This window comes from Streptomyces sp. NPDC046859, assembly GCF_040645135.1.
GTDB lineage: Bacteria > Actinomycetota > Actinomycetes > Streptomycetales > Streptomycetaceae > Streptomyces.
In genome coordinates, this window is the sequence record NZ_JBEYXR010000013.1 from 102,701 (window position 1) to 127,756 (window position 25,056).

General features: G+C 72.0%; 29 protein-coding genes, 1 tRNA gene and 3 pseudogenes. 11 read left to right on the forward strand and 22 right to left on the reverse strand.

What is annotated here, in order from left to right; all coding sequences use genetic code 11:
• Nucleotides 1-246: 246 nt before the first annotated feature.
• Nucleotides 247-960, reverse strand: a pseudogene (locus ABZ899_RS20610) (pentapeptide repeat-containing protein); the annotation flags it as partial.
• 94 nt (nucleotides 961-1,054) lie between these two features.
• Between ABZ899_RS20610 and ABZ899_RS20615 the strand changes: the two are divergent.
• Nucleotides 1,055-1,429 (forward strand): annotated as a pseudogene (locus ABZ899_RS20615) (histone H1-like repetitive region-containing protein); the annotation flags it as partial.
• Nucleotides 1,430-2,329: 900 nt separating this feature from the next.
• Nucleotides 2,330-2,998 carry a Type 1 glutamine amidotransferase-like domain-containing protein gene (locus ABZ899_RS20620; protein WP_361347995.1) on the forward strand — a complete coding sequence of 223 codons (669 nt, stop codon included), beginning with the start codon at nucleotides 2,330-2,332 and terminating at the stop codon, nucleotides 2,996-2,998.
• A 73-nt stretch (nucleotides 2,999-3,071) separates the two neighbouring features.
• Here the strand turns inward: ABZ899_RS20620 and ABZ899_RS20625 are convergent, their stop codons facing one another.
• Nucleotides 3,072-4,283 carry an MFS transporter gene (locus tag ABZ899_RS20625; protein WP_361347998.1) on the reverse strand — a complete coding sequence of 404 codons (1,212 nt, stop codon included), beginning with the start codon at nucleotides 4,281-4,283 and terminating at the stop codon, nucleotides 3,072-3,074.
• 91 nt (nucleotides 4,284-4,374) lie between these two features.
• Between ABZ899_RS20625 and ABZ899_RS20630 the strand changes: the two genes are divergently transcribed.
• Nucleotides 4,375-5,136, forward strand: coding sequence for a DeoR/GlpR family DNA-binding transcription regulator (locus ABZ899_RS20630; protein ID WP_361348001.1), 762 nt, complete (start codon nucleotides 4,375-4,377; stop codon nucleotides 5,134-5,136).
• 39 nt (nucleotides 5,137-5,175) lie between these two features.
• Here the strand turns inward: ABZ899_RS20630 and ABZ899_RS20635 are convergent, their stop codons facing one another.
• On the reverse strand, nucleotides 5,176-5,673 hold the full coding sequence (locus ABZ899_RS20635) for a hypothetical protein (RefSeq protein WP_361348004.1): 498 nt from the start codon (nucleotides 5,671-5,673) through the stop codon (nucleotides 5,176-5,178).
• 139 nt (nucleotides 5,674-5,812) lie between these two features.
• Here ABZ899_RS20635 and ABZ899_RS20640 point away from each other — a divergent pair, with 139 nt between their 5' ends.
• The 5 genes and pseudogenes from ABZ899_RS20640 to ABZ899_RS20660 all read left to right on the forward strand — a co-directional run.
• The gene (locus ABZ899_RS20640) at nucleotides 5,813-6,187 is read left to right on the forward strand and encodes an HGxxPAAW family protein (protein ID WP_361348237.1); all 375 of its coding nucleotides are present in this window, start codon (nucleotides 5,813-5,815) and stop codon (nucleotides 6,185-6,187) included.
• A 61-nt stretch (nucleotides 6,188-6,248) separates the two neighbouring features.
• Complete coding sequence (locus ABZ899_RS20645) at nucleotides 6,249-7,127, forward strand: DUF2797 domain-containing protein (RefSeq protein WP_361348007.1); 879 nt, start codon at nucleotides 6,249-6,251, stop codon at nucleotides 7,125-7,127.
• 295 nt (nucleotides 7,128-7,422) lie between these two features.
• Entirely contained in the window at nucleotides 7,423-8,163 is a 741-nt protein-coding gene (locus tag ABZ899_RS20650; RefSeq protein ID WP_361348010.1) for a response regulator transcription factor, read from the forward strand.
• A gap of 72 nt (nucleotides 8,164-8,235) precedes the next feature.
• Complete coding sequence (locus ABZ899_RS20655; protein ID WP_361348013.1) at nucleotides 8,236-8,763, forward strand: hypothetical protein; 528 nt, start codon at nucleotides 8,236-8,238, stop codon at nucleotides 8,761-8,763.
• Nucleotides 8,764-8,768: 5 nt separating this feature from the next.
• Nucleotides 8,769-9,168, forward strand: a pseudogene (locus ABZ899_RS20660) (two-component sensor histidine kinase); the annotation flags it as partial.
• A gap of 62 nt (nucleotides 9,169-9,230) precedes the next feature.
• Here the strand turns inward: ABZ899_RS20660 and ABZ899_RS20665 are convergent.
• From ABZ899_RS20665 to ABZ899_RS20680, 4 genes are all read right to left on the reverse strand, one after another.
• Nucleotides 9,231-9,701 (reverse strand): PPOX class F420-dependent oxidoreductase, encoded by a 471-nt coding sequence (locus ABZ899_RS20665; RefSeq protein ID WP_361348016.1) that lies wholly within the window; start codon nucleotides 9,699-9,701, stop codon nucleotides 9,231-9,233.
• A 48-nt stretch (nucleotides 9,702-9,749) separates the two neighbouring features.
• Nucleotides 9,750-10,574, reverse strand: coding sequence for a YceI family protein (locus tag ABZ899_RS20670; RefSeq protein WP_361348019.1), 825 nt, complete (start codon nucleotides 10,572-10,574; stop codon nucleotides 9,750-9,752).
• A 93-nt stretch (nucleotides 10,575-10,667) separates the two neighbouring features.
• On the reverse strand, nucleotides 10,668-13,175 hold the full coding sequence (locus ABZ899_RS20675) for an MFS transporter (RefSeq protein WP_361348022.1): 2,508 nt from the start codon (nucleotides 13,173-13,175) through the stop codon (nucleotides 10,668-10,670).
• 13 nt (nucleotides 13,176-13,188) lie between these two features.
• On the reverse strand, nucleotides 13,189-13,638 hold the full coding sequence (locus ABZ899_RS20680) for a MarR family transcriptional regulator (RefSeq protein WP_361348025.1): 450 nt from the start codon (nucleotides 13,636-13,638) through the stop codon (nucleotides 13,189-13,191).
• Between the two features lie 206 nt (nucleotides 13,639-13,844).
• Between ABZ899_RS20680 and ABZ899_RS20685 the strand changes: the two genes are divergently transcribed.
• Nucleotides 13,845-14,039, forward strand: a complete 195-nt coding sequence (locus ABZ899_RS20685; protein WP_361348028.1) for a hypothetical protein — start codon at nucleotides 13,845-13,847, stop codon at nucleotides 14,037-14,039.
• Nucleotides 14,040-14,138: 99 nt separating this feature from the next.
• Here ABZ899_RS20685 and ABZ899_RS20690 read toward each other — a convergent pair whose 3' ends face one another.
• From ABZ899_RS20690 to ABZ899_RS20730, 9 genes are all read right to left on the reverse strand, one after another.
• Nucleotides 14,139-14,858 carry a hypothetical protein gene (locus tag ABZ899_RS20690; protein ID WP_361348030.1) on the reverse strand — a complete coding sequence of 240 codons (720 nt, stop codon included), beginning with the start codon at nucleotides 14,856-14,858 and terminating at the stop codon, nucleotides 14,139-14,141.
• Nucleotides 14,859-14,896: 38 nt separating this feature from the next.
• Complete coding sequence (locus tag ABZ899_RS20695; RefSeq protein WP_062665734.1) at nucleotides 14,897-15,802, reverse strand: RNA polymerase sigma factor SigF; 906 nt, start codon at nucleotides 15,800-15,802, stop codon at nucleotides 14,897-14,899.
• Nucleotides 15,803-16,070: 268 nt separating this feature from the next.
• Nucleotides 16,071-16,922: an RNA polymerase sigma factor SigF gene (locus tag ABZ899_RS20700; RefSeq protein WP_361348033.1), complete on the reverse strand. Its 852-nt coding sequence runs from the start codon at nucleotides 16,920-16,922 to the stop codon at nucleotides 16,071-16,073.
• Nucleotides 16,923-17,086: 164 nt separating this feature from the next.
• Nucleotides 17,087-17,380 carry a Dabb family protein gene (locus tag ABZ899_RS20705; protein WP_361348035.1) on the reverse strand — a complete coding sequence of 98 codons (294 nt, stop codon included), beginning with the start codon at nucleotides 17,378-17,380 and terminating at the stop codon, nucleotides 17,087-17,089.
• Complete coding sequence (locus ABZ899_RS20710) at nucleotides 17,377-17,556, reverse strand: hypothetical protein (RefSeq protein WP_361348038.1); 180 nt, start codon at nucleotides 17,554-17,556, stop codon at nucleotides 17,377-17,379. The genes ABZ899_RS20705 and ABZ899_RS20710 overlap by 4 nt, the downstream gene beginning before the upstream one ends.
• A 162-nt stretch (nucleotides 17,557-17,718) precedes the next feature.
• Nucleotides 17,719-17,803: transfer RNA gene (locus ABZ899_RS20715), tRNA-Ser, on the reverse strand.
• Between the two features lie 55 nt (nucleotides 17,804-17,858).
• Nucleotides 17,859-18,290 carry a tRNA adenosine(34) deaminase TadA gene (gene tadA / locus ABZ899_RS20720; protein WP_361348041.1) on the reverse strand — a complete coding sequence of 144 codons (432 nt, stop codon included), beginning with the start codon at nucleotides 18,288-18,290 and terminating at the stop codon, nucleotides 17,859-17,861.
• 38 nt (nucleotides 18,291-18,328) lie between these two features.
• The gene (locus ABZ899_RS20725) at nucleotides 18,329-18,856 is read right to left on the reverse strand and encodes a hypothetical protein (RefSeq protein WP_361348044.1); all 528 of its coding nucleotides are present in this window, start codon (nucleotides 18,854-18,856) and stop codon (nucleotides 18,329-18,331) included.
• Nucleotides 18,857-19,168: 312 nt separating this feature from the next.
• Nucleotides 19,169-19,363: a hypothetical protein gene (locus ABZ899_RS20730; protein ID WP_361348047.1), complete on the reverse strand. Its 195-nt coding sequence runs from the start codon at nucleotides 19,361-19,363 to the stop codon at nucleotides 19,169-19,171.
• A 140-nt stretch (nucleotides 19,364-19,503) separates the two neighbouring features.
• Here ABZ899_RS20730 and upp point away from each other — a divergent pair, with 140 nt between their 5' ends.
• Nucleotides 19,504-20,139: a uracil phosphoribosyltransferase gene (gene upp, locus ABZ899_RS20735; protein WP_361348050.1), complete on the forward strand. Its 636-nt coding sequence runs from the start codon at nucleotides 19,504-19,506 to the stop codon at nucleotides 20,137-20,139.
• Between the two features lie 15 nt (nucleotides 20,140-20,154).
• Here the strand turns inward: upp and ABZ899_RS20740 are convergent, their stop codons facing one another.
• Nucleotides 20,155-20,793: a LytR C-terminal domain-containing protein gene (locus ABZ899_RS20740; RefSeq protein ID WP_361348053.1), complete on the reverse strand. Its 639-nt coding sequence runs from the start codon at nucleotides 20,791-20,793 to the stop codon at nucleotides 20,155-20,157.
• A 111-nt stretch (nucleotides 20,794-20,904) separates the two neighbouring features.
• Entirely contained in the window at nucleotides 20,905-21,201 is a 297-nt protein-coding gene (locus ABZ899_RS20745) for a type II toxin-antitoxin system VapB family antitoxin (protein WP_003999914.1), read from the reverse strand.
• 114 nt (nucleotides 21,202-21,315) lie between these two features.
• Between ABZ899_RS20745 and ABZ899_RS20750 the strand changes: the two genes are divergently transcribed.
• Complete coding sequence (locus ABZ899_RS20750; protein ID WP_361348056.1) at nucleotides 21,316-22,998, forward strand: helicase HerA-like domain-containing protein; 1,683 nt, start codon at nucleotides 21,316-21,318, stop codon at nucleotides 22,996-22,998.
• A 31-nt stretch (nucleotides 22,999-23,029) separates the two neighbouring features.
• Here ABZ899_RS20750 and ABZ899_RS20755 read toward each other — a convergent pair whose 3' ends face one another.
• The 4 genes from ABZ899_RS20755 to ABZ899_RS20770 all read right to left on the reverse strand — a co-directional run bounded on the left by ABZ899_RS20755 (nucleotide 23,030) and on the right by ABZ899_RS20770 (nucleotide 24,980).
• Entirely contained in the window at nucleotides 23,030-23,155 is a 126-nt protein-coding gene (locus ABZ899_RS20755) for a hypothetical protein (RefSeq protein ID WP_361348059.1), read from the reverse strand.
• Between the two features lie 47 nt (nucleotides 23,156-23,202).
• Entirely contained in the window at nucleotides 23,203-23,535 is a 333-nt protein-coding gene (locus tag ABZ899_RS20760; RefSeq protein WP_361348062.1) for a hypothetical protein, read from the reverse strand.
• A gap of 76 nt (nucleotides 23,536-23,611) precedes the next feature.
• Complete coding sequence (locus ABZ899_RS20765) at nucleotides 23,612-24,205, reverse strand: HhH-GPD-type base excision DNA repair protein (protein WP_361348064.1); 594 nt, start codon at nucleotides 24,203-24,205, stop codon at nucleotides 23,612-23,614.
• Between the two features lie 55 nt (nucleotides 24,206-24,260).
• The gene (locus ABZ899_RS20770; protein ID WP_361348066.1) at nucleotides 24,261-24,980 is read right to left on the reverse strand and encodes a siderophore-interacting protein; all 720 of its coding nucleotides are present in this window, start codon (nucleotides 24,978-24,980) and stop codon (nucleotides 24,261-24,263) included.
• Nucleotides 24,981-25,056: the final 76 nt, after the last annotated feature.

A 25,056-nucleotide genomic window follows, 5' to 3' on the forward strand; every position in this document is an offset into this window, starting at 1 on the left:
TTTGAAGGGAAATCTGATGCCCGATATGCCCAAGTCAGCTCTTGCCGCCGCGGTTGCCGGGGGGTATGTGCTCGGCCGGAAGAAGAAAGGGCGGCGCGCCTTCGCACTTGCGGCCTACATGGCCGGCCGCCGATTGGGGTTGGAACCGCAGCAACTGCTGACGGAGGCGGTCAAGAAGCTACGTGAAACCCCTCAGGTTGCCGAGCTCGGCGAGCAACTACGCGGTGAGATATTCGAGGCCGGACGTCAGGCTATGGGTGCGGTCGCCGACCGTAAACTCTCTGCACTTGCCGACTCACTCCATGAACGTACCGCCCGCCTCGGCAGCAAGGACGAAGAGGGAGAGAAACCGGAAAGGGAGGAGCCGGAGGAGGAGGAGCCGGAGGAAGAGGAAGAGGAAGAGCCGGAGGAAGAAGAGGAGGAAGAAGAGCCGGAGGAAGAGGAAGAGGAAGAGCCGGAGGAAGGGAGAAGGCGGAAGAGGAGGCCGGAGGAAGAGGAAGAGCCGGAGGAAGAGGAAGAGGAAGAGGAAGAGGAAGAGCCGGAGGAAGAGGAGGAGCCGGAGGACGAAGAGGAGGAGCCGGAGGAAGAAGAGGAGGAGCCCGAGGATGAAGAGACGGAGGAAGAAGAGGAGGAGCCGGAGGACGAAGAGGAGGAAGAAGAGGGGGAGGAAGAGGAAGAGCCGGAGGAAGGGAGAAGGCGGAAGAGGAGGCCGGAGGAAGAGGAGGAACCGGAGGAAGAGGAAGAGGAAGAGGAGGAGCCCGAGGAAGAAGAGACGGAGGAAGAAGAGCCGGAGGAAGAGTGGGAGGAGGAGGAAGAGGAAGAGGCGCCGGAGAGGAGGGCGCCGGAGAAGAAGCCGCCGGAGAGGAGGGCGCCGGAGAGGAGGGCGCCGGAGAAGAAGCCGCCGGAGAGGAAGGCGCCGGAGAAGAAGCCGCCGGAGAGGAAGGCGCCGGAGAGGAGGGCGCCGGAGAGGAGGGCGCCGGAGAGGAAGCCGCCGGAGAAGAAGGCACCCGCGAAGAAGGCGCCCGCGAAGAAGCCGCCGGAGAAGAAGGCGCCCGCGAAGAAGCCGCCGGAGAAGAAGGCACCCGCGAAGAAGCCGCCGGAGAAGAAGCCGCCGGGGAAGAAGCCGCCGGAGAAGAAGCCGCCCGCGAAGAAGCCGCCCGCGAAGAAGCCGCCCGCGAAGAAGCCGCCGGAGAAGAAGCCGCCGGAGAAGAAGGCGCCCGCGAAGAAGGCACCCGCGAAGAAGCCGCCGGAGAAGAAGGCACCCGCGAAGAAGCCGCCCGCGAAGAAGGCGCCGGAGAGGAAGGCGCCCGCGAAGAAGGCACCCGCGAAGAAGGCGCCGGAGAAGAAGCCGCCCGCGAAGAAGGCACCCGCGAAGAAGGCACCCGCAAAGAAGGCACCCGCGAAGAAGGCAGTCCCGCGGCGAAGGTAGACCCATGTGAGGAGTGCGGCACATGAACTTCGGGACGAAGAAGTCGCCGCGCAGTGTCTGATCACCGCGGTTCCGCCGTCGCAGCCTGCTCTGACAGACGCCGATCGAGCAGCGTGGCTCATGACAGTGGGGGCAGCGCTACACATGCGCGCCTGATCGGTTGACGCATCCGCCATCGGGGCTGACTGTCGCCGCCGGGGCTCAGACCTGGGTCTGCCGCACGCCAGTGCACGCGATCAGCCTGCTGCCGTCATCGGTGAGGAACAGCATGAACGTCCACAAGCCATCGGCAGTCCTGATCTGCCCTATGCGAACCGACTGCTGATGCCGACCGAGCAACTCCACGGCGCGTTCCAAGTTCGTGGTCTCGATGCCTCGACGACGCGTGAGCCGCCATAGACAAGGGCGAGCGACTGGGCCGACGTAGCCCCGTCCCAGACCACGTAGGAGCCGCCGCGGCGGAGCGCCACCAGAGCGGCTACAGACGCCTCATCGCTACCGACCAGCAATCGTTCGAGTCGTTCTCGCTCCACGCCCGTCACCCCCACCTGAATCCTGCTGTACAGCAGACGGATACAGCAACCACAGCAACCGGCCCCACCCCGTAGCGCCCCCTTGAGGCCAGAACGCAACCTGTATGACCGTCTCCGACCCATCTCTCTAGAGCTACGGATCAGAAGGTTGCAGGTTCGAATCCTGCCGAGTGCACATGGACAAGAGGCCCCGGATCACTCCGGGGCCTCTTGCGTTTCACAGCGCACAGTTCCGCTGGCCGGTGTCAGAAGCCGTGATCACTGTTCCGGCTGTCACGCCCGGTAGCCCCCTCCTGGGTCACGGACGCCCTGCGTCGGCGGCCGGCGTTCGTTGCCCCCGTCCGGGGCGTCGTGCTTGGCTCGCGTGATGAGATGTCTGTTGACGGCCGGTGGCCTGCGGAACGAGACGTTGCGGGATGCCCTGCGGGACATGCTGGGCAAGCCTTTCGAGGCGGCGAACGTCGTGTACGTCCCCACGGCGTCGGTCGCCGAGTCCGGGGACCACGGGTGGCTCCTCGCCGACATGAACCGGGTGCACGCCCTCGGCTGGCGGGAGTTCGACGTCCTGGAGCTGAACGGTCTGCCTCCGCGGATGGTGCTCGACCGGCTGCTCCACGCCGACGTCGTCCACGTCGGGGGCGGCAACCACTACCACCTCGCGCGCAGCATCACCGGCAACGGGCTGGCCGACGGCTTCCTGGAGGCGCTGGAGAGCCGGGTGTACGTGGGGTTCAGCGCCGGGTCGATGATCTTCAGCCGGCATCTGGACGAGCACTCGGCCGACGTCATCGGGGACACCGCGGATCTCCGTGTGCTGGGGGCGACCACCCTGGAGCCGCCGTTCGGGCTCTTCGACTGGTACCTCAAGCCCCACCTGTACTCACCGGACTTCCCCGAGCGGGACGACGCCTGGGCCGACCGCATCGCCGCGCGGGCGGACTTCCCGGTCTACTTCATCGACGACGACACGGCCGTGCGCGTCAGGGACGGAGAGGTGGACGTCGTCTCCGAGGGGCGGTGGCGGTTCCATCCGTGACGCCGCCCCGGCCGGCGGGCCGGACGTCGGTGGCTTGTGCGGCACGGGGGTCAGGACCGTGCCGCACAAGCGGTCAGTGGCCGGTGCCCGCCATCTCGGACCGGGGGGTGGGGGTGGAGCCCGTACGCAGGACCCCGGCGCCCACGGCCGTCGTCACGCACAGCAGGGTCAGCAGGACGAAGGCGTGGTTCAGGGCGACGACGTGGGTCAGCCAGCCGATGACGGCGGGGCCGGCGAGCATGCCGACATAGCCGAGCCCGGCGACACGGGACACGTTCGCGCCGGCCGCCGCGGGGTCGGCGTGGCCGGCCGCGCTGAACAACTGCGGGACACAGCCGGACAGGCCCAGACCGAACAGGGCCCAGCCCGCGAACGCGGTCCACAGCCACGGCCCGAGGGCCACGAGCGTGATGCCGACGGCGGCCATGGCCGCGCCGTGCCGCAGGATCGCCATGGAGCCGAACCGGGCGCCGAGCCGGTCGGCCAGCAGCCGGCCGGTGGTCATGGCCGCCGCGAACGTGCCGTAGGCGAAGGCGGCCGTACTGGTCGACGCCCCGAGGACGTCCTTCAGGTGCAGGGCGCTCCAGTCGTTGGCGGCGCCCTCGCACAGCATGACCATCAGCGCCAGGACGGCGAGGAGCCAGACGAGCCCCGCGGTGCCCCGGCGTCCGGCGGCCGGTGACGACTCCCGCGCGGCATCCCCGGCGCCCGTCTCCCCGGCGGCGGGGCCGGCCGGCATCAGGACGCGCGCCGAGGCCAGGGCGATCACGATGCTCACCGCTCCGACACCGGCCAGGGTCACGACCGGGCCGGCACCGGCGGCGGTCGCCCCCGCCGCCACGAGCGCGGCGAGCACCCCGCCGACGGAGAACGTGGCGTGGAAGCCCGACATCACGGGGCGGCCGTACGCCTTCTCCACGTGCACGGCGTGGGCGTTCATGCTCACGTCCAGACCGCCGTTGCAGAACCCGAAGACCAGCAGGGCGCCCGCCAGCGTCCACGGATCGTGGGCGAGACCCGGCAGCACCAGGGCCGCGCCGCACAGCACGCCGGTGGCGGGCACGACGACGCGCGCGCCGAGGCGGTCGGTCAGCGGTCCGGCCACCTGCATCCCGGCGAAGGCGCCGAGTCCGAGCAGCACCAGCAGGCCGCCCAGCGTCGCGTGGCTGACGCCCACCCGCTCCTCGACGGCGGGGATGTGCACCACCCAGGCGCCCATCAGCGTGCCGCAGAGGACGAAGTAGACATAGGTCGCCACACGGGCGCCGAGAAGCGAGCGTTCCATGGCTCGCCACGGTAACGAACATGTCTTGTGTTTGAAAGAGCCTCCAACGAACGCATTGCGTGTGCGTTTCCGGGTGGTGTTCAATCCCCGTATGAGCAACGCAGACCGGCACGGGCTGATCGCGAAGGCCGTCAGGGACTCCGGCGGTGCCACGGTCCAGGAGCTCGCCGAGCTGACCGGCGCCTCGGAGATGACCATCCGGCGCGACCTCGACACCCTGGCCGCGCAGGGCGTCCTCGAACGGGTCCGCGGCGGCGCCCGCACCCTGCTCCTCCGCGGCGAGGAGCCGCCGTTCGCGCTGCGCGCCCACGAGGCGGTCGACGCCAAGCGCCGGATCGCCGCCGAGGTCTCCGCCCTCGTCGCCGACGGCGAGAGCGTCGTGCTGGACAGCGGCACCACCTGTCTGGAGGTCGCCCGGCTCCTGCGCGAACGGCCCGTCACCGTGATGCCCCTGTCCCTCCAGGCCATCCACCTGTTCGGCGAGGCGCCCGGCCCGGCCACGCTGGTGGTGCCCGGCGGGCAGCCCCGCGCCGCCGAGGGTGCCCTCACCGGCCCCCTCACCCTCGCCTCCCTGGCTGCCCTGCGCTTCGACACCGCCGTCATCGGCTGCTGCGGGCTGAGCGCGGCCGACGGCCTGACCGCCTACGACCTCGACGACGCCGCGGTGAAGAAGGCGGGCATCGCCTCCGCCCGCCGCGTCGTCGTCGCCTCGGACGGCGGCAAGCTCGGCCGCACCGCCTACGCGTACGTCGGCCCCTCCACCGTCCTGCACACCCTCGTGACCGACGGCACGGCACCCGCCGGCGAGGTGGCCGCGCTCGAAAGCGCCGGCACCGTCGTCAGGACCGTCTGACCGGGGCGAGACGGCCGGCGTGTGGCGGCCTCCGTCCCGTCAGGCGTACTTCCAGCGCCACGCGTTCCCGCTGTACACGCATCTGATCCGGGCGCCACTCGCGGTCGTCGTGGTGGCGCCGTGGTCGCTATTGCGGCAGAACTGGCCCGCCGAGTAGCAGTTGCCCGAGTTGGAGACGATCGAGCAGGTGCCGGTGCTGTTCCCGCCGCCGCCGCTGCCGCTGTCCGTGCCGGCCGCCGCCACGGTGGCCGTCCTCGTGACCGTGACCGTGGGGCCGGGCCTGGCCTTGGCCTTGACCGTCTCGGTGACCGTCGGACCGGGCTCGGGCGTGGTCGTCACGGTCGCCGTGACGGTCGGCGCCGCCTTCACCTTCGTCTGGACGGGCTGCTGCTCGTCGCCGTTCCCCGGGGCGGCGACCAGGAGGCCCGCCAGGAAGAGACCCGAGCCGCCGAGCCAGACGCGCTTGCGCCGGCGGAGGGGGCGGGTGTCCGGCGGGCGGGGTGCCGGTGGCGTCGGTGCGTTGTACGGGTTGGCCATCTCGTCCCCCCAGAGCGATACGGATGGGGTGACGGTAAGGCTCCGCGAGCCGGAGTGTGAAGGGGGTGTGAACAGTGTGACTGTCTTGTGATGGGCGCGCTCAGGCCTCGTCGTGCTCCCGGAGTTCGTCGATGTACGTCTGCGCGAGCCCGGTGGCCCGGCGCCGAGCAGGTCGTCGCCGGCCTTCATCGCCGTCGCCACCGTCGGATGTTCGGTGCTGGGCGCGGGGATCTGCGTCGCCTCGGCCCCGCTGATCGTGGGAGGGCTCGCCGTCACGGTGACGAGCGTCCTCGTGACCTGGGTTCTCCATCTGACCGGCTGGGGCAAGCCGTCGGGGATCCGGCCGCGCGGCCAGTGGGGGATGCGCGTGCGTGACCTGAGCGCGCGGGAAGGGCACCCGAATGGCTGGGGATGCCGGCTGGCCGGGCGTGGACTGCGTACGGCCGGGGCGCCGGCGCCGGTGGGCGGGGCGGCCGTGGAACGGGAGCCCGTCGCCGTCGGGGCGGAGCGGTAGGACCCCGAGGGCTCCCTCGGTCCGGCCGCGTTGTCGGTGCCGCCCCCTACTCTCGACGGTGATGGCACAGGCATGGAGATGCTCGGGACTGCGGTGGTCGTCGGACGGGCCCGAGCTGGTCTGGGACGGCGGCCGGCGGTCCGCGCTGACCTGGGGGAAACGGGTGGCGTTCGCGGTCGCGGACGGGGGAGTGCGGAGATGTGTGGGAGCCCGGCGGCATCCCTGTCCGGCACGCGCGGCCGTGCCGGGGCGCGGCACCGGGGCGCGGTGCGAGGAGTGCGCGCGGCTGGACCGGGCGCACTCGGTCGCCGCGGACACCCTGGCCGACGACCCGCGGCCGTACCGCGTATATCTGGCCTGGTTCGGGCCGGGCATGACCAAGGTCGGCATCACCGCCGTCGAGCGGGGCCCGGCGCGTCTGCTGGAGCAGGGGGCGGTCTGCTTCAGCTGGCTGGGCGCCGGCCCGTTGATGGCGGCCCGGCGCACCGAGGAGCTGCTGCGGGCGGCCCTGGGCGTGCCGGACCGCGTCCCGTACGCCGCCAAGCGGGCCGTGCGCTCCGCGCTGCCCCGGTCGGCGGCCGAGCGGGCGGCCGAGGTGGAGGAGTTGCACGCCCGGGCGGTGGCGCTCGAGGGCTGGCCCGAGTCGCTGTCCCCCGAGCCGTGCTGGCCCGTCGACCACGCGGGGGTGTTCGGGCTCGCCGGGCTGCCGTCCGCGGCCGGCGCGGTGGGCCAACTCGTCGCGGGCGGGGCGGTGAGCGGGGAGCTGGTGGCGGCCGCGGGTCCGGACCTGCATCTGCGGACGGGCCGCGGGGTGGTGGTCGTCGACACACGGCTGATGACGGGGTGGGAGCTGGTGGCCGCGGACGCGGACACCGAACTGACCGTGCCGCTGGTGGAGTTCGGGGAGGACGAGGGGAGCGTGCAGGACGGACTGTTCTGACAGCTCGTTCTGACGGCTCGTTCTGACGGGTCGTCCTTCTGCCCGGTCTTTCTGACGGGTCGTTCTGAGGGGGCCACGGCCCAGCACGTGCCCGCCGCCCCGCCCGCCCGGGCTCAGCACGTGCCCGCCGCCCCGCCCGCCCGGGCTCAGCACGTGCCCGCCGCCCGGCGTGTCCCGGCTCCGCGCACGGTCGCGGGCCGCGCCCAGGTGCCGCCTGAGAGGAACCTGTGCGTTTTCAGGTGATTCACAGATGGGGGAAAGCGTCTTCTCAGGGGCCGTCGACAGGGTGGGCCCCATGACCACGACCTCGCCCCAGGGGCGTTCCGAACTGCTGAAGCCGGACGGGAGTCCCGTCCGCGTGCTGGTGGTGGACGACGAGCAGTCGATCACCGAACTGCTGTCCATGGCCCTGCGCTACGAGGGCTGGCGGATCCGCAGCGCCAGGGACGGCGCGGGCGCCCTGCAGGCCGCGCGCGAGTTGCGGCCCGACGCGGTCGTCCTCGACATGATGCTGCCGGACATGGACGGGCTGACCGTCCTCGGGCGGCTGCGCCGGGAACTGCCGGACGTGCCGGTGCTCTTCCTGACCGCGAGGGACGCCGTCGAGGACCGTATCGCCGGGCTCACGGCGGGCGGGGACGACTACGTCACCAAGCCGTTCAGCCTGGAGGAGGTCGTCGCCCGGCTGCGGGGGCTCATCCGGCGCTCCGGCGCGGCCGACCGGCGGGCCGAGTCGGTGCTGGTCGTCGGCGACCTCACCCTCGACGAGGACAGCCACGAGGTCACGCGGGCGGGACAGGGCATCCACCTGACCGCGACCGAGTTCGAGCTGCTGCGCTTCCTGATGCGCAACCCGCGGCGCGTGCTCAGCAAGGCGCAGATCCTCGACCGCGTGTGGTCGTACGACTTCGGCGGCCAGGCCAACGTCGTCGAGCTCTACATCTCCTACCTGCGCCGGAAGATCGACGCCGGGCGGGAGCCGATGATCCACACACGGCGCGGCGCCGGGTACCTGATCAAGCCGGCCGGGTCGTGACCGGGCGGCGACGGTCGCGGACGCGGCGGGCGGGCCGGCCGCGCACGCCGCGGTCCCGGCTCGTCGTCGCCTGTGACGCTGATCGCCGAGCTGTGCGTGGTGATCGCCGAGCTGTGCGCGATGATCGGCACGGTCACCGCGCTCGCCCTGCGCGAACGCCTGGACGACCAGCTGTACGGGCAGGTCGAAGACGCCGGCAAACGGCTGTCCGTGCCGTTCGAGCCGGGCGGCGGGGACCTTCCGGCGACCGGCGACCGCATCGAGGGCTTCGTCACCAAGGGCCTTTCGTTTGGATCATCCCGGCGTCGCGGGGCCTGGCACGCACATCTGCGGCGTTGTCGTCACTCGCCGACGCTCCGCGTCGACTCCCTCCTCCGCCTTGCAGCTGCACGCACCAGACCCCGCTCGGACACGTCACCATGTCCCGCCGGCCACAGCCGGGCTGATCCAAACGAAAGGCCCAAGGGGCCCGTGCAGACGGGCACCGTCGCCGCCGAGTCCGGCCCCGCTCCCGGGTCACCCGGGCCGTCATGGCCGAGCGCCGGCCGGGCGAGTCCCCGGGCTTCGAGGGCCGCGCCATCGAACTGGGCGACGCCGTGAAGGACGCGCTCTCCGGCGTCCCCGACGACGGGCGCCCCCACACCGTGCCCCTGCCCGGCCTCGGCGAGTACCGGGCCCTGCACGTCACCCGTCTGGACGGCGGCTCCTACGTGGCCGTGCCGACCGCGACGGCCACCGGCACCCTGCGGACCCCCGTCCTCATCGAGGCCCTCGTCACCGCCGCCGCCCTCGTGGCCGCCGGACTCGCGGGCACCGCCATCGCCGGCGTGGCCACCCGCCCCCTGTGCCGGGTCGCCGCCACGGCCACCCGGGTCTCCGAACTCCCCTGTACGCGACCTCAGCTAACGCGTCCCCGAGTCCGGGACCGACCCGCACACCGAGGTCGGCCGGGTCGGCGCCGCCCTCGACCGGATGCCGGACCACGTCCACGGCCACCTCGCTGCCGGGCCGCCGACATCGTCCAGGACTCCGACGGTCGACTGTCCCGCCCGGGAACACGCTGAGGGTCAGTCGCCCTCGACCAGCCGCGCCGGGAAACCGCCCGTCGCCACCGGGCCCCACCGCTCGGGGGTGACCCGGATGATCGACTTGCCCTGCTTCACCATCGCCGCCCGGTACTCGTCCCAGTCCGGGTGCTCCCCGGCGATGTTCCGGTAGTACTCGACGAGCGGTTCCACGGAGTCCGGCGCGTCGACGACCTCCGCGGTCCCGTCGATCTGCACCCAGGGGCCGTTCCAGTCGTCGCTGAGCACGACCAGGCTCACCCGCGGGTCCCGCTTGGCGTTGCGCGTCTTGGCCCGCTCCGGGTACGTGGAGACCACGATCCGTCCCGAGTCGTCCACCCCGCAGGTCAGCGGACTGGCCTGCGGGCCGCCGTCGGACCGGCGGGTCAGCAGCAGCGCCCGGTGCCGGGGCCGTACGAAATCGAGCAACTCTTCGAGGGAGACGTGGGTGTTGGTCGCGATGTTCGGTGCCATGCGACGAGCCTAGGGGGCTTCGGCCCGTCGGGCCTGTCCCTGCTGTGGTCAGGCTTCCGGGAGTGTCTCGCCCTGGACGGCCTGGATGTCGAGCTCCACCCTCAGCGTCGTGCCGATCGCGGCGATGCCCGCCTGCACGACCTGGTTGTAGTTCATGGCGAAGTCGTCCCGGTGCAGTTCGGCCGTCGCCCGGAACGCGGCGCGGGTGCCGCCCCACGGGTCGGCGCCGGTGCCGAGGTAGGCCAGGTCCAGGTCCACGGGACGTACGACCCCGCGCATCTCCAGCTCGCCGTGCACGGTCCAGCGGTCGGTGCCGGTGGCCGCCGTGACGCCCGTCGAGCGGTAGACGATCCGCGGGTGCCGCTCGACGTCAAGGAAGTCCGGCGACCGCAGGTGCCCGTCGCGCATGCCGTTGCCGGTGTCGATCGAGGCGGCCTCGATCACCGCCTCCACGCGGGACTTGGTGACGTCGTCCGGCGCGATCTCGACGGCGCCGGAGAACCGCGTGAACCGGCCGTGCACGCTGGAGATCCCCAGGTGCTGCGCGACCGCGGCGACCGTGGAGTGCGCCGGGTCGACGGTCCACGGGCCGGGCGGAGGCAGTTCCGTGCCGCCCTGGCGGGCCAGCGTGACCGTGCCGACCTCCGCCCGACCGCTCGCGGTCACGAGCGCGCTCGCGGCGGCCGGCGCGTAGCCGACGGCGGTGACGACGACGGTGTACGCCCCCGGCGCCAGCGGGTTCGCGTCGCGGACCGCGCCCTCCGGGTCGGCCTCCAGCCGCAGCACCTGCGCCCCGGCCATGTCCGTCACCGTGACGACCGCGTGCGGCACGGCCCATCCGTCCCGCGTGCGGACCCTCGCGGTCAGTCCCATCTCACGTACTCCTCAGAGGTGTCGAAGAGAACCGGCCCGTGGCGGCGGCACGCCTCCGCTCGGAGCGTGCTCGCCACCACGGGCCGGGATCGGTCACTCGCCGGGGTGGGCGAGCTCGATGTCGTGGTCGTCGGTGCCGCGGCCGGTGACCGTCAGCGCCGTCGCGACCGGCGGGTAGCCCGTGGCGATGACCGTGTACTCGCCGCCGTCCAGGTCGCTGAAGGCGTACGCCCCGTCCGCCCCGGTCGTCGCCGTGCCGACGACGTTGCCGGCCGCGTCGACCAGCGTCACGCGGGCGTCGGCCAGCGGGCCGTGCGGCGCCCGGACGACGCCCTGGACCTGGGCACCGGCCTCCAGCTCGACCTCGATCCGGGTGACCCCGGTGCCGGCGACCTCTACGGGCAGGGCGCGCGGCCGGTAGCCGTCGGCGTTGACCGCGACGGTCACGGCCCCGGGCACCAGCTCGGCGAAGCCGAACTCGCCCTGCTCCCCCGTGGTGGCGGTGGCCAGCAGGTCCCCGCGCACATCGGTCACGATCACCATGGCGCCGGTGACCGGCTCCGCGCCCTGCGCGGCGCGCACGACACCGCTCAGGCCGCTGGTGCCGCTGAGCAGGATGTCGTAGGCCACCGGCCCGTCGCCGTCGACGACGATCGTGGAGGCCTGCGGCTGGAAGCCGTCGGCGGAGGCGATCAGGACGTACGAGCCCGCGCCCGGCGCGTCCACCGCGTAGGCGCCGTCGGCCTGCGCGACCGACCGGCCCAGCTGCCGTCCGGCCAGGGAGATCAGCGTGACGGCGGCCTGCGGGACCGGCGCGCTCTCGGCGCCGCGGACGAAGCCGCGCACCGGGACCCCGCCGGAGGCGGCGCCCCCGTTCGCCTCGGCGTCGGCCACGGTGGCCACGGCCGCGAGGGCCTGGGTGGCGGTGGGGGCGGTCTCGGCCTGCGCGGTGACCGCGGGCCGCTCCGGGGCGGTCTCGGGGGTGACAGCGGCGACCGGGGTCTCGGCCGGGGCCGGGTTCTCGTCCTCGGCGGCCTGGGCCAGAGCTCCCTTGGTCTTCAGGGGGACCTCCTTGATGAAGACGGCGAACAGGAGGGCCAGCAGGGCGATCGGCGCCGAGTACAGGAAGACGTCGGCGACACCGTGGCCGTACGCGCCCTCGACGACCGCGCGGACCGGCGCGGGCAGGGAGTCCAGGTCGGGGATCTCACCGTGGCCGGAGGAGGAGCCCCGCACACCGAGCTCGGTCAGACCGTCCTGGACGTAGTGGGTGATCCGGTGGCTGAGGACCGCGCCGAGCGCCGAGACGCCCATGGCACCGCCGAGGGACCGGAAGAAGTTCACGACGGAGCTCGCGGCGCCCAGGTCGCTCGGGTCGACCTGGTTCTGCGTGGCGAGGACCAGGTTCTGCATCATCATGCCGACGCCGAGACCCAGCAGCGCCATGAAGATCGCGACGTGCCAGTACGCGGTGTCGTAGCGGATGGTGCCGAGCAGTCCGAGGCCCGCCGTGACCAGCACACCGCCGCCCAGCAGCCAGGCCTTCCAGCGGCCGGTGCGGGTGATGACCTGGCCGGAGACCGTCGAGGAGACGAACAGGCCGAGGATCATCGGGATGGTCAGGACGCCCGACATGGTCGGCGACTCGTCCCGGGCCAGCTGGAAGTACTGGCTGAAGAAGATCGTGCCCGCGAACATCGCGACACCGACGAACAGCGAGGCCAGCGACGCGAGGGTGATGGTGCGGTTGCGGAACAGCCGCAGCGGGACGATCGGCTCGCTCGCCCTGGACTCGACGAACACGAAGATCAGCAGCAGCACGAGCGCGCCACCGGTCATCGCACCGGTCTGCCAGGACATCCAGTCGTACTTGTCACCGGCGAAGGTCACCCAGATGAGCAGCAGGCAGACCGCGGCGGTGATGAAGAGCGCGCCGGCCCAGTCGACCTTGACCTTCCGCTTGACGACGGGCAGGTGCAGCGTGCGCTGCAGCACGATCAGGGCGACGACGGCGAAGGGCACGCCGACGTAGAAGCACCAGCGCCAGCCGAGCCAGTCGGTGTCGGTGATGACGCCGCCGATCAGCGGGCCGCCGACCATCGCGGTGGCGAAGGTGGCCCCGAGGTAGCCGTTGTACCGGCCGCGCTCGCGCGGCGAGATCATCGCCGCGAGGATGATCTGGGCCAGCGAGGACAGACCGCCCATGCCGATGCCCTGGACCACGCGGAACGTGATCAGCATGGCCGGGTTCTGCGACAGACCGGCCAGCGCGGAGCCGGCCACGAACACCACCAGGGCCAGCTGTATCAGCAGCTTCTTGGAGAACAGGTCGGCGAGCTTGCCCCACAGCGGTGTGGACGCGGTCATCGCCAGCAGCGACGCGGTCACCACCCAGGTGTAGGCGCTCTGACCGCCGCCGAGGTCCTTGATGATGTCGGGCAGGGCGTTGGAGACGATCGTCGACGACAGGATCGCGACGAACATGCCGAGCAGCAGCCCGGTCAGGGCCTCCATGATCTGCCGGTGGGACATGGGAGCTCCGGTCGGGGCTCCCGAATGCCTGGCGTGGGCCCGCACACCGGCTGGTGTGGTCGTTGCCATGAACTTCCTTCTCCTACTGGGTGATCGCGGGTGTACGGCAGTCGTCGAAACTGGCCCTCAGCCGGGCCATGAGCCGGATGAGCGCGGCGATGTCGTCGTCGGACCAGTCGCTCAGGCGCTCCTCGAGCAGCCGGGTGGTCCGGCGGGACATGTCCCGCACCCGTTCCTCGCCACTGGGGGTGAGACGCAGGATGCGGCTTCGCTTGTCCGCCGGGTCGGGGGAGCGCTCGATCCAGCCGCGCTCGGCCACGTGGGCGACATGCCGGCTCGTGACCGACATGTCCACGGCGAGCAGCTCGGCGAGCTTGCTCATGCGCATCTCTCCGTGACGGACCAGCAACGTGAGTACGGCGGCGGATCCGGAGGGGCAGTCGGACGGCAGGGTGCGTCCCATCTCCCTCTTCACGGCTCCGAAGGCACTGAACTGGCGGGCCAGCTCCTCGTACTGTGCCGTTTCGGCCATCACACCTCCCGCGTTTGTTGCTCTGGGCAACTATAGACAGTGCTTGGTTGCTGCAGGCAAACAAATCGAGGGGTGGGGCCGCAAAAAGTTGGCAAAGGCAAGTGTTGCGACCGTGAATGTGCAGGTGGAGTGGGGTGTGTGGACCTGTATGCGGAGCGGTGTCCCCCACTTGGGCCTCACCGGCACATTCGCTAGGGTCTCGGGCCATGGCTAACACCCAGAGCCCCCAGGGCTCCCACGACCCCGCAGGCAGCACCCAGATGTTCCGCGCGTTCGTCGACGAGGGTCCACAGGGCGGCGGACGGCAGCAGGCCTCCTCCGGCCCCCGCGTCGGTCTGATCGTCGGCGTGATCGCCGCCGTCGTGATCGTCGCCGCGGTGGCCTGGCTCGCGCTGAAGTAGTCCCCCGAGGCGACGGAGCGCCGCGGATCGAAGGAGTACCGCGGGCCGACGGCGTACCGCGGGTCGAAGGAGTCACCCCCGGGCCGACGGCGTACCGCCCTACTTCCACCGGACGGAGACGTCCCGCGTCTCGACGTGCATGCCGAGCGGCACCCGCCAGGCGTCGACGCACACCGTCCAGGTCCGCTCGGTGCGCGTACCGGCCCCGATCGGCACCGGGAGGCCGTGCGTCGACTCCACGGTGGACCGGTCGACGCCGAGCACCCCGATGACATGGCTGCCGAAGGTGACGGTGCCCGAGCGCACGGCCTCGCCGCTCGCGTTGTGGAGGGCGAGGGTCACCTTCTCGCACCAGCGCCGGTCCGCCGGCTCGCCCACGACGAGCCGCGCCGGCGAGGTGGAGACCGGGGGCGTGGAGCCCGCCGGTGCGCCCGCCGAGGGGGTCGCGGGGCCCGACGTCCCGGACGGCACCGGACCCTGACCGTCCGTCGCGCGCGCCCCCGCGTCCATCGTGGCGCCCACGGCCGCCTGATCCACGCTCGCGGACGGGACGCGCCCCCGACCCGGCCGCCCGGCAGGGCCGCTCTCCGCGCCGCTCGGCCGCCCGGAGGGCAGCGGCACCAGCGTCACCGCGCCGGTCGGTCCGGCCGTCTGGGCGTGGGGCGGGCCGCCCGCGGGCCCCGTCGCGACGAACCCCTCACCGCCCGGACCGCCTCCGCACGAGGCCAGGACGGCCCCGAGACAGACGACGGCCGCCGACGCGCCCATCAGGGCGCACCGACGGCCGGGTGTCGAGGTCGTCCACGTCGCGCGGAGCATCGGGCCACGGCGGCTGGCGCCCCGTCAGATGTGAAGGGTCAGTCGGAGATGAGGCCCTCGCGCAGCTGGGCCAGGGTCCGGGTGAGCAGCCGGGAGACGTGCATCTGGGAGATGCCGACCTCCTCGCCGATCTGCGACTGGGTCATGTTGGCGAAGAAGCGCAGCATGATGATGCGCCGCTCGCGGGGCGGCAGCTTGGCCAGCAGCGGCTTCAGCGACTCCCGGTACTCGACGCCCTCCAGCGCGGTGTCCTCGTAGCCGAGCCGGTCGGCGAGCGAGCCCTCCCCGCCGTCGTCCTCCGGGGCCGGCGAGTCCAGCGAGGAGGCGGTGTAGGCGTTGCCCACCGCGAGGCCGTCGACGACGTCCTCCTCGGACACGCCCAGCACGGCGGCGAGTTCGGTGACCGTCGGCGAGCGGTCCAGCTTCTGGGACAGCTCGTCGCTGGCCTTGGTCAGCGCCAGGCGCAGCTCCTGGAGGCGGCGCGGGACGCGCACCGACCAGGACGTGTCGCGGAAGAACCGCTTGATCTCCCCGACCACCGTCGGCATCGCGAAGGTCGGGAACTCCACGCCCCGCTCGCAGTCGAAGCGGTCGATCGCCTTGATCAGGCCGATGGTGCCGACCTGGACGATGTCCTCCATCGGCTCGTTGCGCGAGCGGAAGCGGGCCGCCGCGTAGCGCACGAGCGGGAGGTTCAGTTCGATCAGGGTGTCCCGGACGTACGCGCGCTCGGGGCTGTTCTCGTCCAGCGCGGCGAGCCGCAGGAACAGGGAGCGGGACAGGGTGCGGGTGTCGATGTCCGCCGAAGCCGGGACGGCTGTGATGTCGGATGCCGGAAGAGCCGGGGCCGGAACGGCCTCGAGAGCCGAAACGTCGAGCGCGGCGTCGGGCGACTCGCTCTTCATGAGCGTGAGCACCTTCGAGCTGCCCTGGTCTGCGGACATGCCACCCCCTCTGGGTCGCGGGACGGTCGTGGCGAACGCTCCGAACGAGGAACGCCAGCCTTCACCTGAATACCGGAGCCGAAGCCGCGGCAAACGCGCTAGCGGAAGAATGTCACATGTCGGCAACACGCTGTAGTGACATGTCGACATGTGAGATCGGAATCAGCCCTGCGTACAAGGGGTCTGACGACATTTCGGGTCTCAACTGTCGGCATCCGCCCTGGTGAGCGATTCGCTCGCGCGGGTTATGGCTCGCTCGTGCTTGCGGTTATGCGTCGATCCGGTTTGCCGAGCGGAGCCGCTGGAAGCTACGCGCGAGTAGCCTCGAGACGTGCATCTGGGAAACCCCGAGTTCCGCACTGATCTGCGACTGGGTGAGATTGCTGTAGTAGCGCAGCAGCAGGATTCTCTGTTCGCGTTCCGGCAGTTGCACGAGGAGATGGCGGACCAGGTCCCGGTGCTCCACGCCGTCCAGGGCGGGGTCCTCGTAGCCGAGCCGGTCCAGCAGTCCGGGCAGCCCGTCGCCCTCCTGGGCGGCCTCCAGCGAGGTGGCGTGGTACGACCGTCCGGCCTCGATGCAGGACAGGACCTCGTCCTCGGTGATGCGCAGCCGCTCGGCGATCTCGGCGGTGGTAGGGGTGCGCCCGAAGGCGGTCGTGAGGTCCTCGGTGGCGCTGTTGACCTGGACCCACAGCTCGTGCAGCCGGCGCGGCACATGGACCGTGCGCACGTTGTCACGGAAGTACCGCTTGATCTCGCCGACCACCGTCGGCATCGCGAAGGTGGGGAACTGCACCCCCCGGTCGGGGTCGAAGCGGTCGATGGCGTTGATGAGGCCGATGGTGCCGACCTGGATCACGTCCTCCATCGGCTCGTTGCGGGAGCGGAAGCGGGCGGCCGCGTAGCGCACGAGCGGCAGGTTCGCCTCGATGAGCGCCGCGCGCACGCGGTTGTGCTCCGGCGTGCCCGGCTGGAGCTCCTTCAGCTCCCCGAAGAGGACCTGGGTGAGCGCCCGGGTGTCGGCGCCACGGCTGCGCGGCGGGGACGCGGGGGTTTCCTCCTGCGTCGGGGCTTGAGGTGCAGTACTGGCCGGCACGGTCAACTCCACCTCGTGATCCATCAACTCATCCGTCAAAAGCGGTCATAGCATCACAAGACAGTTCATTGTGTTCAAGTACCGCATAATCCCGTGTTGAGGGCCCGTCACCGCGGTGGACACGCGAAAGCCCCCCGCCGGGGGGCGGGGGGCTCGGGAAGGGAGGGGGCGCCCGGGGGCGCCGCGCCTCAGAATTCGTAGTCGGCGATCACCCAGGTGCTGAACTCCCGCCACAGGGCGACGCCCGCCTGGTGCTCGGGGTGGTCCACATAGGCGCGCAGGGCGGCCGGGTCCTCGAAGGCGGAGTTGATGGCGAAGTCGTAGGCGATGGGGCGGTCGCTGAGGTTCCAGCCGAGCTCCCAGTGCCGGATCTCGGGGATCTTGCCCTCCAGCGAGCGGAAGGCCGCGACGCCCTCCACCACGCGGGGGTCGTCGCGCTCGACGCCCTCGTCGAGCTTGAACAGGACGAGATGGCGGATCATGAGTCTCCTCCGTCGGCGATCCAGGTCATGAACTCCCCGACGGCCTGGGCGGCGTCCGAGATGCCCTCGAACCCGACCTGGACGTAGTCGGCGGCCTTCGCCGGATCGGTGATGATCACATAGAGCGCGAACACCACGACCAGGTAGACGGCGATCTTCTTGCCATTCACCGCCATCGCGGCCTCCCCTGTGGCTGCTGTGTCTGCCATGGCTGCTGTGCCCAGCGCGTCGAAAGAGCCGCAAAGAGCCCCGTGTTTCCGGCGGTGAGTGTAGCCGCCACGCCTCCACGGAGATCAACAGCACGAAGGGCCCCGTCTCGCGACGAGGCCCTTGCAGAGCGGTAGCGGAGGGATTTGAACCCTCGGTGACTTGCGCCACACTCGCTTTCGAGGCGAGCTCCTTCGGCCGCTCGGACACGCTACCGAGGGAGACCTTACAGCACGCCGGGCCGTGCTTCGAAATCGATAAGCGGCCCGGGTCACCGGGCCCGGAAGAACTCCGTGAGCAGGCGCGCGCACTCCTCGGCGAGGACGCCCTCGATCACCTCGGGCCGGTGGTTGAGCCTCCGGTCGCGGACGACGTCCCACAGGGAGCCCGCCGCGCCGGCCTTGTCGTCGCGGGCGCCGTACACGACCCGGTCCACCCGGGACTGCACGAGGGCGCCCGCGCACATCGTGCACGGCTCCAGGGTGACCACCAGCGTGCACCCGGTCAGCCGCCACTCGCCGAGCTCCGCGGCGGCCCGCCGGATGGCCAGCACCTCGGCGTGCGCGGTCGGATCCCCGGTCGCCTCCCGCTCGTTGTGCCCGGCGCCGAGCACCCGGGTCCCGTCGGCGGACAGCACGACGGCGCCGACGGGGACGTCCCCGCCCCGGACGGCCTCCTCGGCCTCCTCCAGGGCGAGCCTCATCGCCGCCCGCCAGCGGTCGCGTACGGGGTCGGACGAGGTCAGCGGACGGTCTCCAGGACCTCCGAGGCACCCAGCGCCTCGGCGATCGAGCCGAGGGCGTCCTCGGCGTCCAGGGACTTCAGCTCCTTCTCGCCGACGCCCAGGTCGTCGAGGATCTCGCTGTCGCCGACCGGGCTGTGCGGGACCGCGTCCCCGCCCCCGCCCTCCTCGTCGTCGGAGTCGCCGTCGGGCTCCTCCGTGCCGTCGAGGTCGAGGGAGTCCAGGTCGGCGCCGTCGTCGCCGGGCTCCCTGCCGAGCACTTCGTCGGTGAGCAGGATCTCGCCGTAGCTGCTGCGGGCGGCCGCGGCGGCGTCGGACACGTAGATGCGAGGGTCTTCCTCGCCGTCGACGCGGACGACGCCGAACCAGGCGTCCTCCTGCTCGATGAGGACCAGCACCGTGTCGTCGTCGGGCGAGGCTTCACGGGCCAGGTCGGCCAGATCCGACAGGGTCTCCACATCGTCGAGCTCTGTGTCGCTCGCTTCCCACCCGTCTTCGGTGCGCGCGAGCAGTGCGGCGAAGTACACCGTGACTCTCCCACTGGTCTGAGGCGTGCCGGTTGGGGGTCCCCCCGGCGGAGGTTACGGGCGGGGCGGCTCGGGGGTCCGAGCCCCACCCACTCGGAATCGTGGCAGAAACAAGGCGTCCAGGGGACGTCTTCGGCTCCCTGTGTCCGGCTGTTTCGATCGCCGTGGCCCGAGGGGGCCGCGACCGCGTCCGCGAAGGACTCACCAGCGCACTCGTTGCCGCCACCTGCGGATCGTACGCGGATTTCCCGCGCGTTCCGGCACGCCCCGACGCCAACTGCACCCGGCGCGGCCGGTGTCCCGGCGCCCGGGCTACCAGCGGAACGTGCGCATACGCATGGCGTGGCGCAGCCGGGCCGCCTTGACCCGGCGCGGCTGGACCCGGTCGCGCAGCGCGCGGGCCTCGGCGAGTTCCCGCAGGAACTGGGCGCGCCGCCGGCGTCGGGCGGCGTCGTTCGTCTCCGGCGCGTCCTGCGCGCGGTCCGCCGGCGACTCGGCGTTCGGCATCGGCTCACCACCCCCGGGTTGCGTCCTTCCCACTTTCCCTCGGACGGGCGGTTTGATGCCAGCGCGGGAGTGAATGGCGGGTCGACGGCTTGCCGTGTGTGGGGGCGCCGGGCATACCGGGCCCGGTTACTGTTGTGGGCATGCGTCTCCACGTCGTCGACCACCCCCTGGTCGCCCACAAGCTCACCACGCTGCGCGACCGGCGCACCGACTCCGCGACCTTCCGGCGGCTCGCCGACGAACTGGTCACCCTGCTCGCCTACGAGGCCACGCGGGACGTGCGGACCGAAGCGGTCGACATCTCGACCCCCGTCACCGAGACCACCGGTGTGAAGCTCTCCCACCCGCGCCCGCTGGTGGTGCCGATCCTGCGGGCCGGACTCGGCATGCTGGACGGCATGGTCCGGCTGCTGCCGACCGCCGAGGTGGGCTTCCTGGGCATGATCCGCGACGAGGAGACGCTCCAGGCGTCCACGTACGCCTCGCGGATGCCCGAGGACCTCTCCGGGCGTCAGGTGTACGTCCTGGACCCGATGCTGGCCACCGGCGGCACCCTGGTCGCCGCGATCCAGGAGCTGATCAAGCGCGGCGCCGACGACGTGACCGCCGTGGTGCTCCTCGCCGCGCCCGAGGGCGTGGAGCTGATGGAGCGGGAGCTGGCGGGCACCCCGGTGACCGTGGTGACGGCCGCCGTGGACGACCACCTGAACGAGAGCGGGTACATCGTGCCCGGACTGGGCGACGCGGGCGACCGCCTGTACGGCGCCGCCGAGTAGGCGCTGCGGCGCCCCTCAGCACCCCTTCCTCGACGAGGCGGGCGTCGGCTCGGGCTCGGCCACCGCGGCCAGGGCCTTGTCGGCGTCCGCCCTCTTCGTCAGCTCCTTGAACTTGTCGCCGATGATCAGGTCCACGGCGGTGCCCTTGCGGGCCGCGTCGGTGCGGCGCTCGGCGGCGGTCAGCTGGCTCGCGAGGACCGGCAGCGAGGTGTTCAGCGAGGAGGCCGGGCCGAGCAGCAGCCCGATGCCCTTGACCTTCTTGTCGTACTCCTTGCTCGCGTTGCCCACGTCGCCGATCTTGAAGCCGCGCTTCTTCAGCTCGTCCGCGGTCTTCTTCGCCAGCCCGCTGCGCGTTGTGGCGTTGAGGACGTTGACGGTGATCGTGCCCGGCTTCGGCGGCTTCGGCGCGGCGGACGGCGAGGCCGTCGCCTTCGTCGCGCAGCCGTTCACGCCGGCGGCGGAGGCCTTGCCCCCGCCGCCCGTGAAGACGTCGACGAGCTGGAGCGTGCCCCAGCCGACCAGGCCGAGGCCGGCGAGCGAGGCCACACCGAGCAGGACGAGCCTGCCGCGCGCCCGACGACGCCGCATCCGTGGGTACTTGCCCCCCTTGATCCGGTACTGGCCACCCATGCCGGGGGGAGTCAGCATGCTCATGGGCGCAGCGTAGTGCGCCCGGGCGGCAATGCCTACTAGATGATCATTCGCAGCCGCACGGTCCAACCCGAAAGGGTCAATGGGACCAGGCCCGGCCGCGTCGGCCCGGACTCAGTCCAGTTCCAGCACTCTCGCGTGCAGCACCTGGCGCTGCTGGAGTGCCGCGCGGACCGCGCGGTGCAGGCCGTCCTCGAGATACAGGTCGCCCTGCCACTTCACGACGTGCGCGAAGAGGTCGCCGTAGAACGTGGAGTCCTCGGCGAGCAGGGTCTCCAGGTCGAGTTGGCCCTTGGTCGTGACGAGCTGATCGAGGCGGACCGGGCGCGGAGCGACGTCCGCCCACTGCCGGGTGCTCTCCCGGCCGTGGTCGGGGTACGGCCGGCCGTTTCCGATGCGCTTGAAGATCACACGGAAAGCCTACCGGTCGAGACGTTCCGGGCGCAGCCATGGCGGCGGAGTGCGACGGTGGAAAAGATCGGGCAGAACATGACGAAACGGCGAAGGCTGTAGGGAAGAGCGGACATGAGCGACCGTGAGACCACTCCCGGGACCGGGGCGGCGCCCCCGGCGCCGGGGTCCCGGACCGGCGCCCCCGCGCTTCCTCAGGAGGCCCTGGAGATCGCCGCCGGATACGCCTTCCCCGGCCCCGCCCTCGACCTCGGCGCCCTGCTGTGGGACGGGACCTCCCTGCCGGACGCCCGGATCAGGGTGCCGTTGTCCATGCTCAACCGGCACGGCCTGGTCGCGGGCGCCACCGGCACCGGCAAGACCAAGACCCTCCAGCTGATCGCCGAACAACTGTCCGCGCAGGGCGTCCCCGTCTTCCTCGCCGACGTCAAGGGCGACCTGTCCGGGATCGCGGCGCCGGGGCAGCCGAACGACAGGGTGCGCTCCCGGGCCGCCGAGGTGCACCAGCCGTGGACCGGCACCGGCTTCCCCGCCGAGTTCCTCGCGCTGGGCGGCATCGGGCACGGCGTCCCGGTGCGCGCCACGATCACCAGCTTCGGCCCGGTGCTGCTGTCCAAGGTCCTCCAGCTCAACCAGACCCAGGAGCAGTCGCTCGGCCTGATCTTCCACTACGCCGACACCAAGGGCCTGGAGCTGGTCGACCTCAAGGACCTGCGGGCGGTCGTCGCCTTTCTCACCTCCGACGAGGGCAAGGCGGAGCTGAAGAACATCGGCGGCCTGTCGACCGCCACCGCCGGGGTGATCCTGCGCTCCCTGACCGCCTTCGAGGCGGAGGGCATGGGCGACTTCTTCGGGGAGCCGGAGTTCGACACGGCCGAGCTGCTGCGGACGGCGCCGGACGGGCGGGGCCTGGTGTCGGTCCTCGAACTGTCCGCCGTCCAGGACCGGCCCCGGTTGTTCTCGACCTTCCTGATGTGGCTGCTCGCCGACCTCTTCCACGATCTGCCCGAGGTCGGGGACGTCGACCGGCCGAAGCTGGTGTTCTTCTTCGACGAGGCGCACCTGCTGTTCGACGGGGCGTCCAAGGCGTTCCTGGACGCCATCACCCGGACCGTGCGGCTCATTCGCTCGAAAGGAGTCGGGGTCTTCTTCGTGACCCAGACCCCGAAGGACGTACCGGCCGAGGTGCTCGGGCAGCTCGGCAACCGCGTCCAGCACGCGCTGCGCGCCTTCACCCCCGACGATCAGAAGGCGCTCAGGGCCACGGTGAGGACGTTCCCTGACTCGCCGTACGACCTGGAGGAACTGCTCACCGTCCTGGGCACCGGGGAGGCCGTGGTGACCGTCCTGAGCGAGAAGGGCGCCCCGACCCCCGTCGCCGCGACCCGGCTGCGAGCCCCCGAGTCGCTGATGGGCCCGATCGGGGCGGAGGCGCTGGACCGGGCCGTGGAAGGGTCCGCGGTGCACGAGCGGTATGCACAGGCTGTGGACAGGGAGTCCGCGTACGAGAGGCTCCAGGAGCCCCGGGGCGGCAAGGGGCCGGACGAGATCACCGGGGAGCGGCGGCGTGGCACCGGGGAGGGGCGGCCGGGGAAGGGACCGGACGAGATCACCGGGGCGGGCAAGGGCGGGCGCGGCACCTCGTCCCGCGGCAGGGCGGAGGAGGGCGAGGAGCCCTCGGTCGTCGAGCAGGTCGTCAGCAGCGGCATGTTCAAGTCCCTGGCCCGGTCGGTCGGCACCCAGATCGGCCGGGAGATCACCCGGTCCCTCTTCGGGACGGCGCGGCGGAGGCGGTGACCCGGAGAAGCCCGCCCCCGCCGCGCCGGTCTCAGCCGCGCTTGCGGTCCTCGCGGGGACGCGGCGGCTCCTTCTTCCGGTCCGCGGGCTTCGGGGCGGTGCGCGCCGCCTCCGCGCGCAGCAGGGCGCGCAGGACGGCGTAGGGGTCGGCGGGCATGGCTGTGCTCCTCCTGTCGTGCTGACGGGCCTCCTTACGGGGACGGGTCAGCAGCGCAGGACGACGGTGCGCAGCAGGGGCGGGACGCTCGGGGCGGCGGCCGGACGGCCCACCCGGCGGGTGACGGGGGCGGAGGGCGGCTGACGGCGCGGGCCCGTGCGGGGCCGTACCGCGAGGCGGGTGCCCGCGCGGCGTCCGGAGCGGGCCGCCGGCCGTACGGCGGCGTCGAGGACGTCGTGCTCGACGGCCTCGGCCCCCGCCGCCACGGCCACCGGCAGGGCGTGTGCCTGGGCGTGCGCTCCCGGCACCAGCAGCGCGAGCAGCAGCACGACGACCCGCAGCCAGATCCGGCTGCGCGATCCCCTGCGTGCGGTGCTCACGCAAGATCATGTCCCCCGGAGCCGTCCGGTCTTCATCGCGCCGGGCGCCAGAACCCCCCGCACGGGCTACGGGGTGTCAGGCACGGGACGCCTTGGCCGCCTTCGCCGCCGCCTTCATCTCCTGCTTGTGCGCCCGCACCTTGGCCAGTGACTCCGGCCCGGTGATGTCGGCGACGGACCGGAAGGACTCGGTCTCGCCGTAGGCGCCGGCGGCCTCCCGCCATCCCTGCGGCCGCACGCCGAACTGCTTGCCGAGCAGGGCGAGGAAGATCTGCGCCTTCTGCCTGCCGAACCCGGGCAGCTCCTGGAGCCGGCGCAGCAGTTCACGGCCGTCGTCGACGCCCTTCCAGACGAGCTCGGCCTCGCCGTCGTAGTGCTCCACCAGGTACTGGGACAGCTGCTGGATCCGCTTGGCCATGGAGCCCGGGTAGCGGTGCACGGCCGGCTTCTCGGAGAGCAGGGCCACGAACGCCTCGGGGTCCTGGGCGGCGATGTCGTGCGCGTCGAGGTCGTCCGTGCCGAGCCGGTCCGCGATCGTGCGCGGCCCCTTGAACGCCCACTCCATCGGCACCTGCTGGTCCAGCAGCATGCCGACCAGCGCGGCGAGCGGGCTGCGGCCGAGGAGCGCGTCGGCCTCCGGGTCCTGGGAGAGATGCAGGGTGACGTCCATGCCCCGATCATGCCGCGCGGGCCGCCGGGCCGCGCGCGGGGGCGGGGCCGACCGGTCAGGGGCGCCAGTAACCCAGCGCGTTCACGCGCTGCTTGGGCAGCCCGAGCTCCTTGCGGACGTACGCGGTCAGGGCGCGGGTCGTCACCGTGTCGCAGGCGATCCAGACGTACGGGTCCGGGGTGTCCCGGAGCAGGCCGGGCAGGGCCTCCTTCACCGCGGTGACCAGGTGGGCGCCCGCGGCGCGCCTCGGCAGGGCCCGTACGTCGTGGCGGGCCGGGTCCGTGCGGAAGGGCAGGCCGTCGCGCTCGCCCTCGAACCATACGGTGGCCGGAGCCCCGCCGAGCGTGCCGACGAGGGAGTTGAGGGCGGGCAGGGAGGCGGCGTCGGCGACGGCGAAGAGGTGCGAGGGCGCCGGGTCGGGGTCGGTGAAGCCGGTGCCGTGCACGGTCGCCTCGACGGTGTCGCCCGGCTTGGCGGCGCGGGCCCAGTCGCTGGCGACGCCCTCGTGCAGGGCGAACTCCAGGCTGAAGGTGCCGGCCGCCGGGTCCGGGTCGACCAGGGTGTAGGCGCGCTGATGCGGCTTGCCCGCGTCGTCGAACCACAGCCGGACCCACATCGTGGGGTGGACGCCGGTCGCCGCGAGCATGCCGCCGTCCGTGAGGTGCACCCGGCGGTAGTGGGCGGTGACGGCCTCGGCGGCCGTCACCGTGCACGTGAAGTCCTTGGCGCGCAGCAGCCTCAGGACCGCGCCCTCCCAGCCGTGCCCCTGCCCCATGTCCCGCTCCCCCGTTCCCGTACCATTCCGGCACTGACGACTTAGGCAAGGCTAACCTAAAACAAGGAGGGGTGCT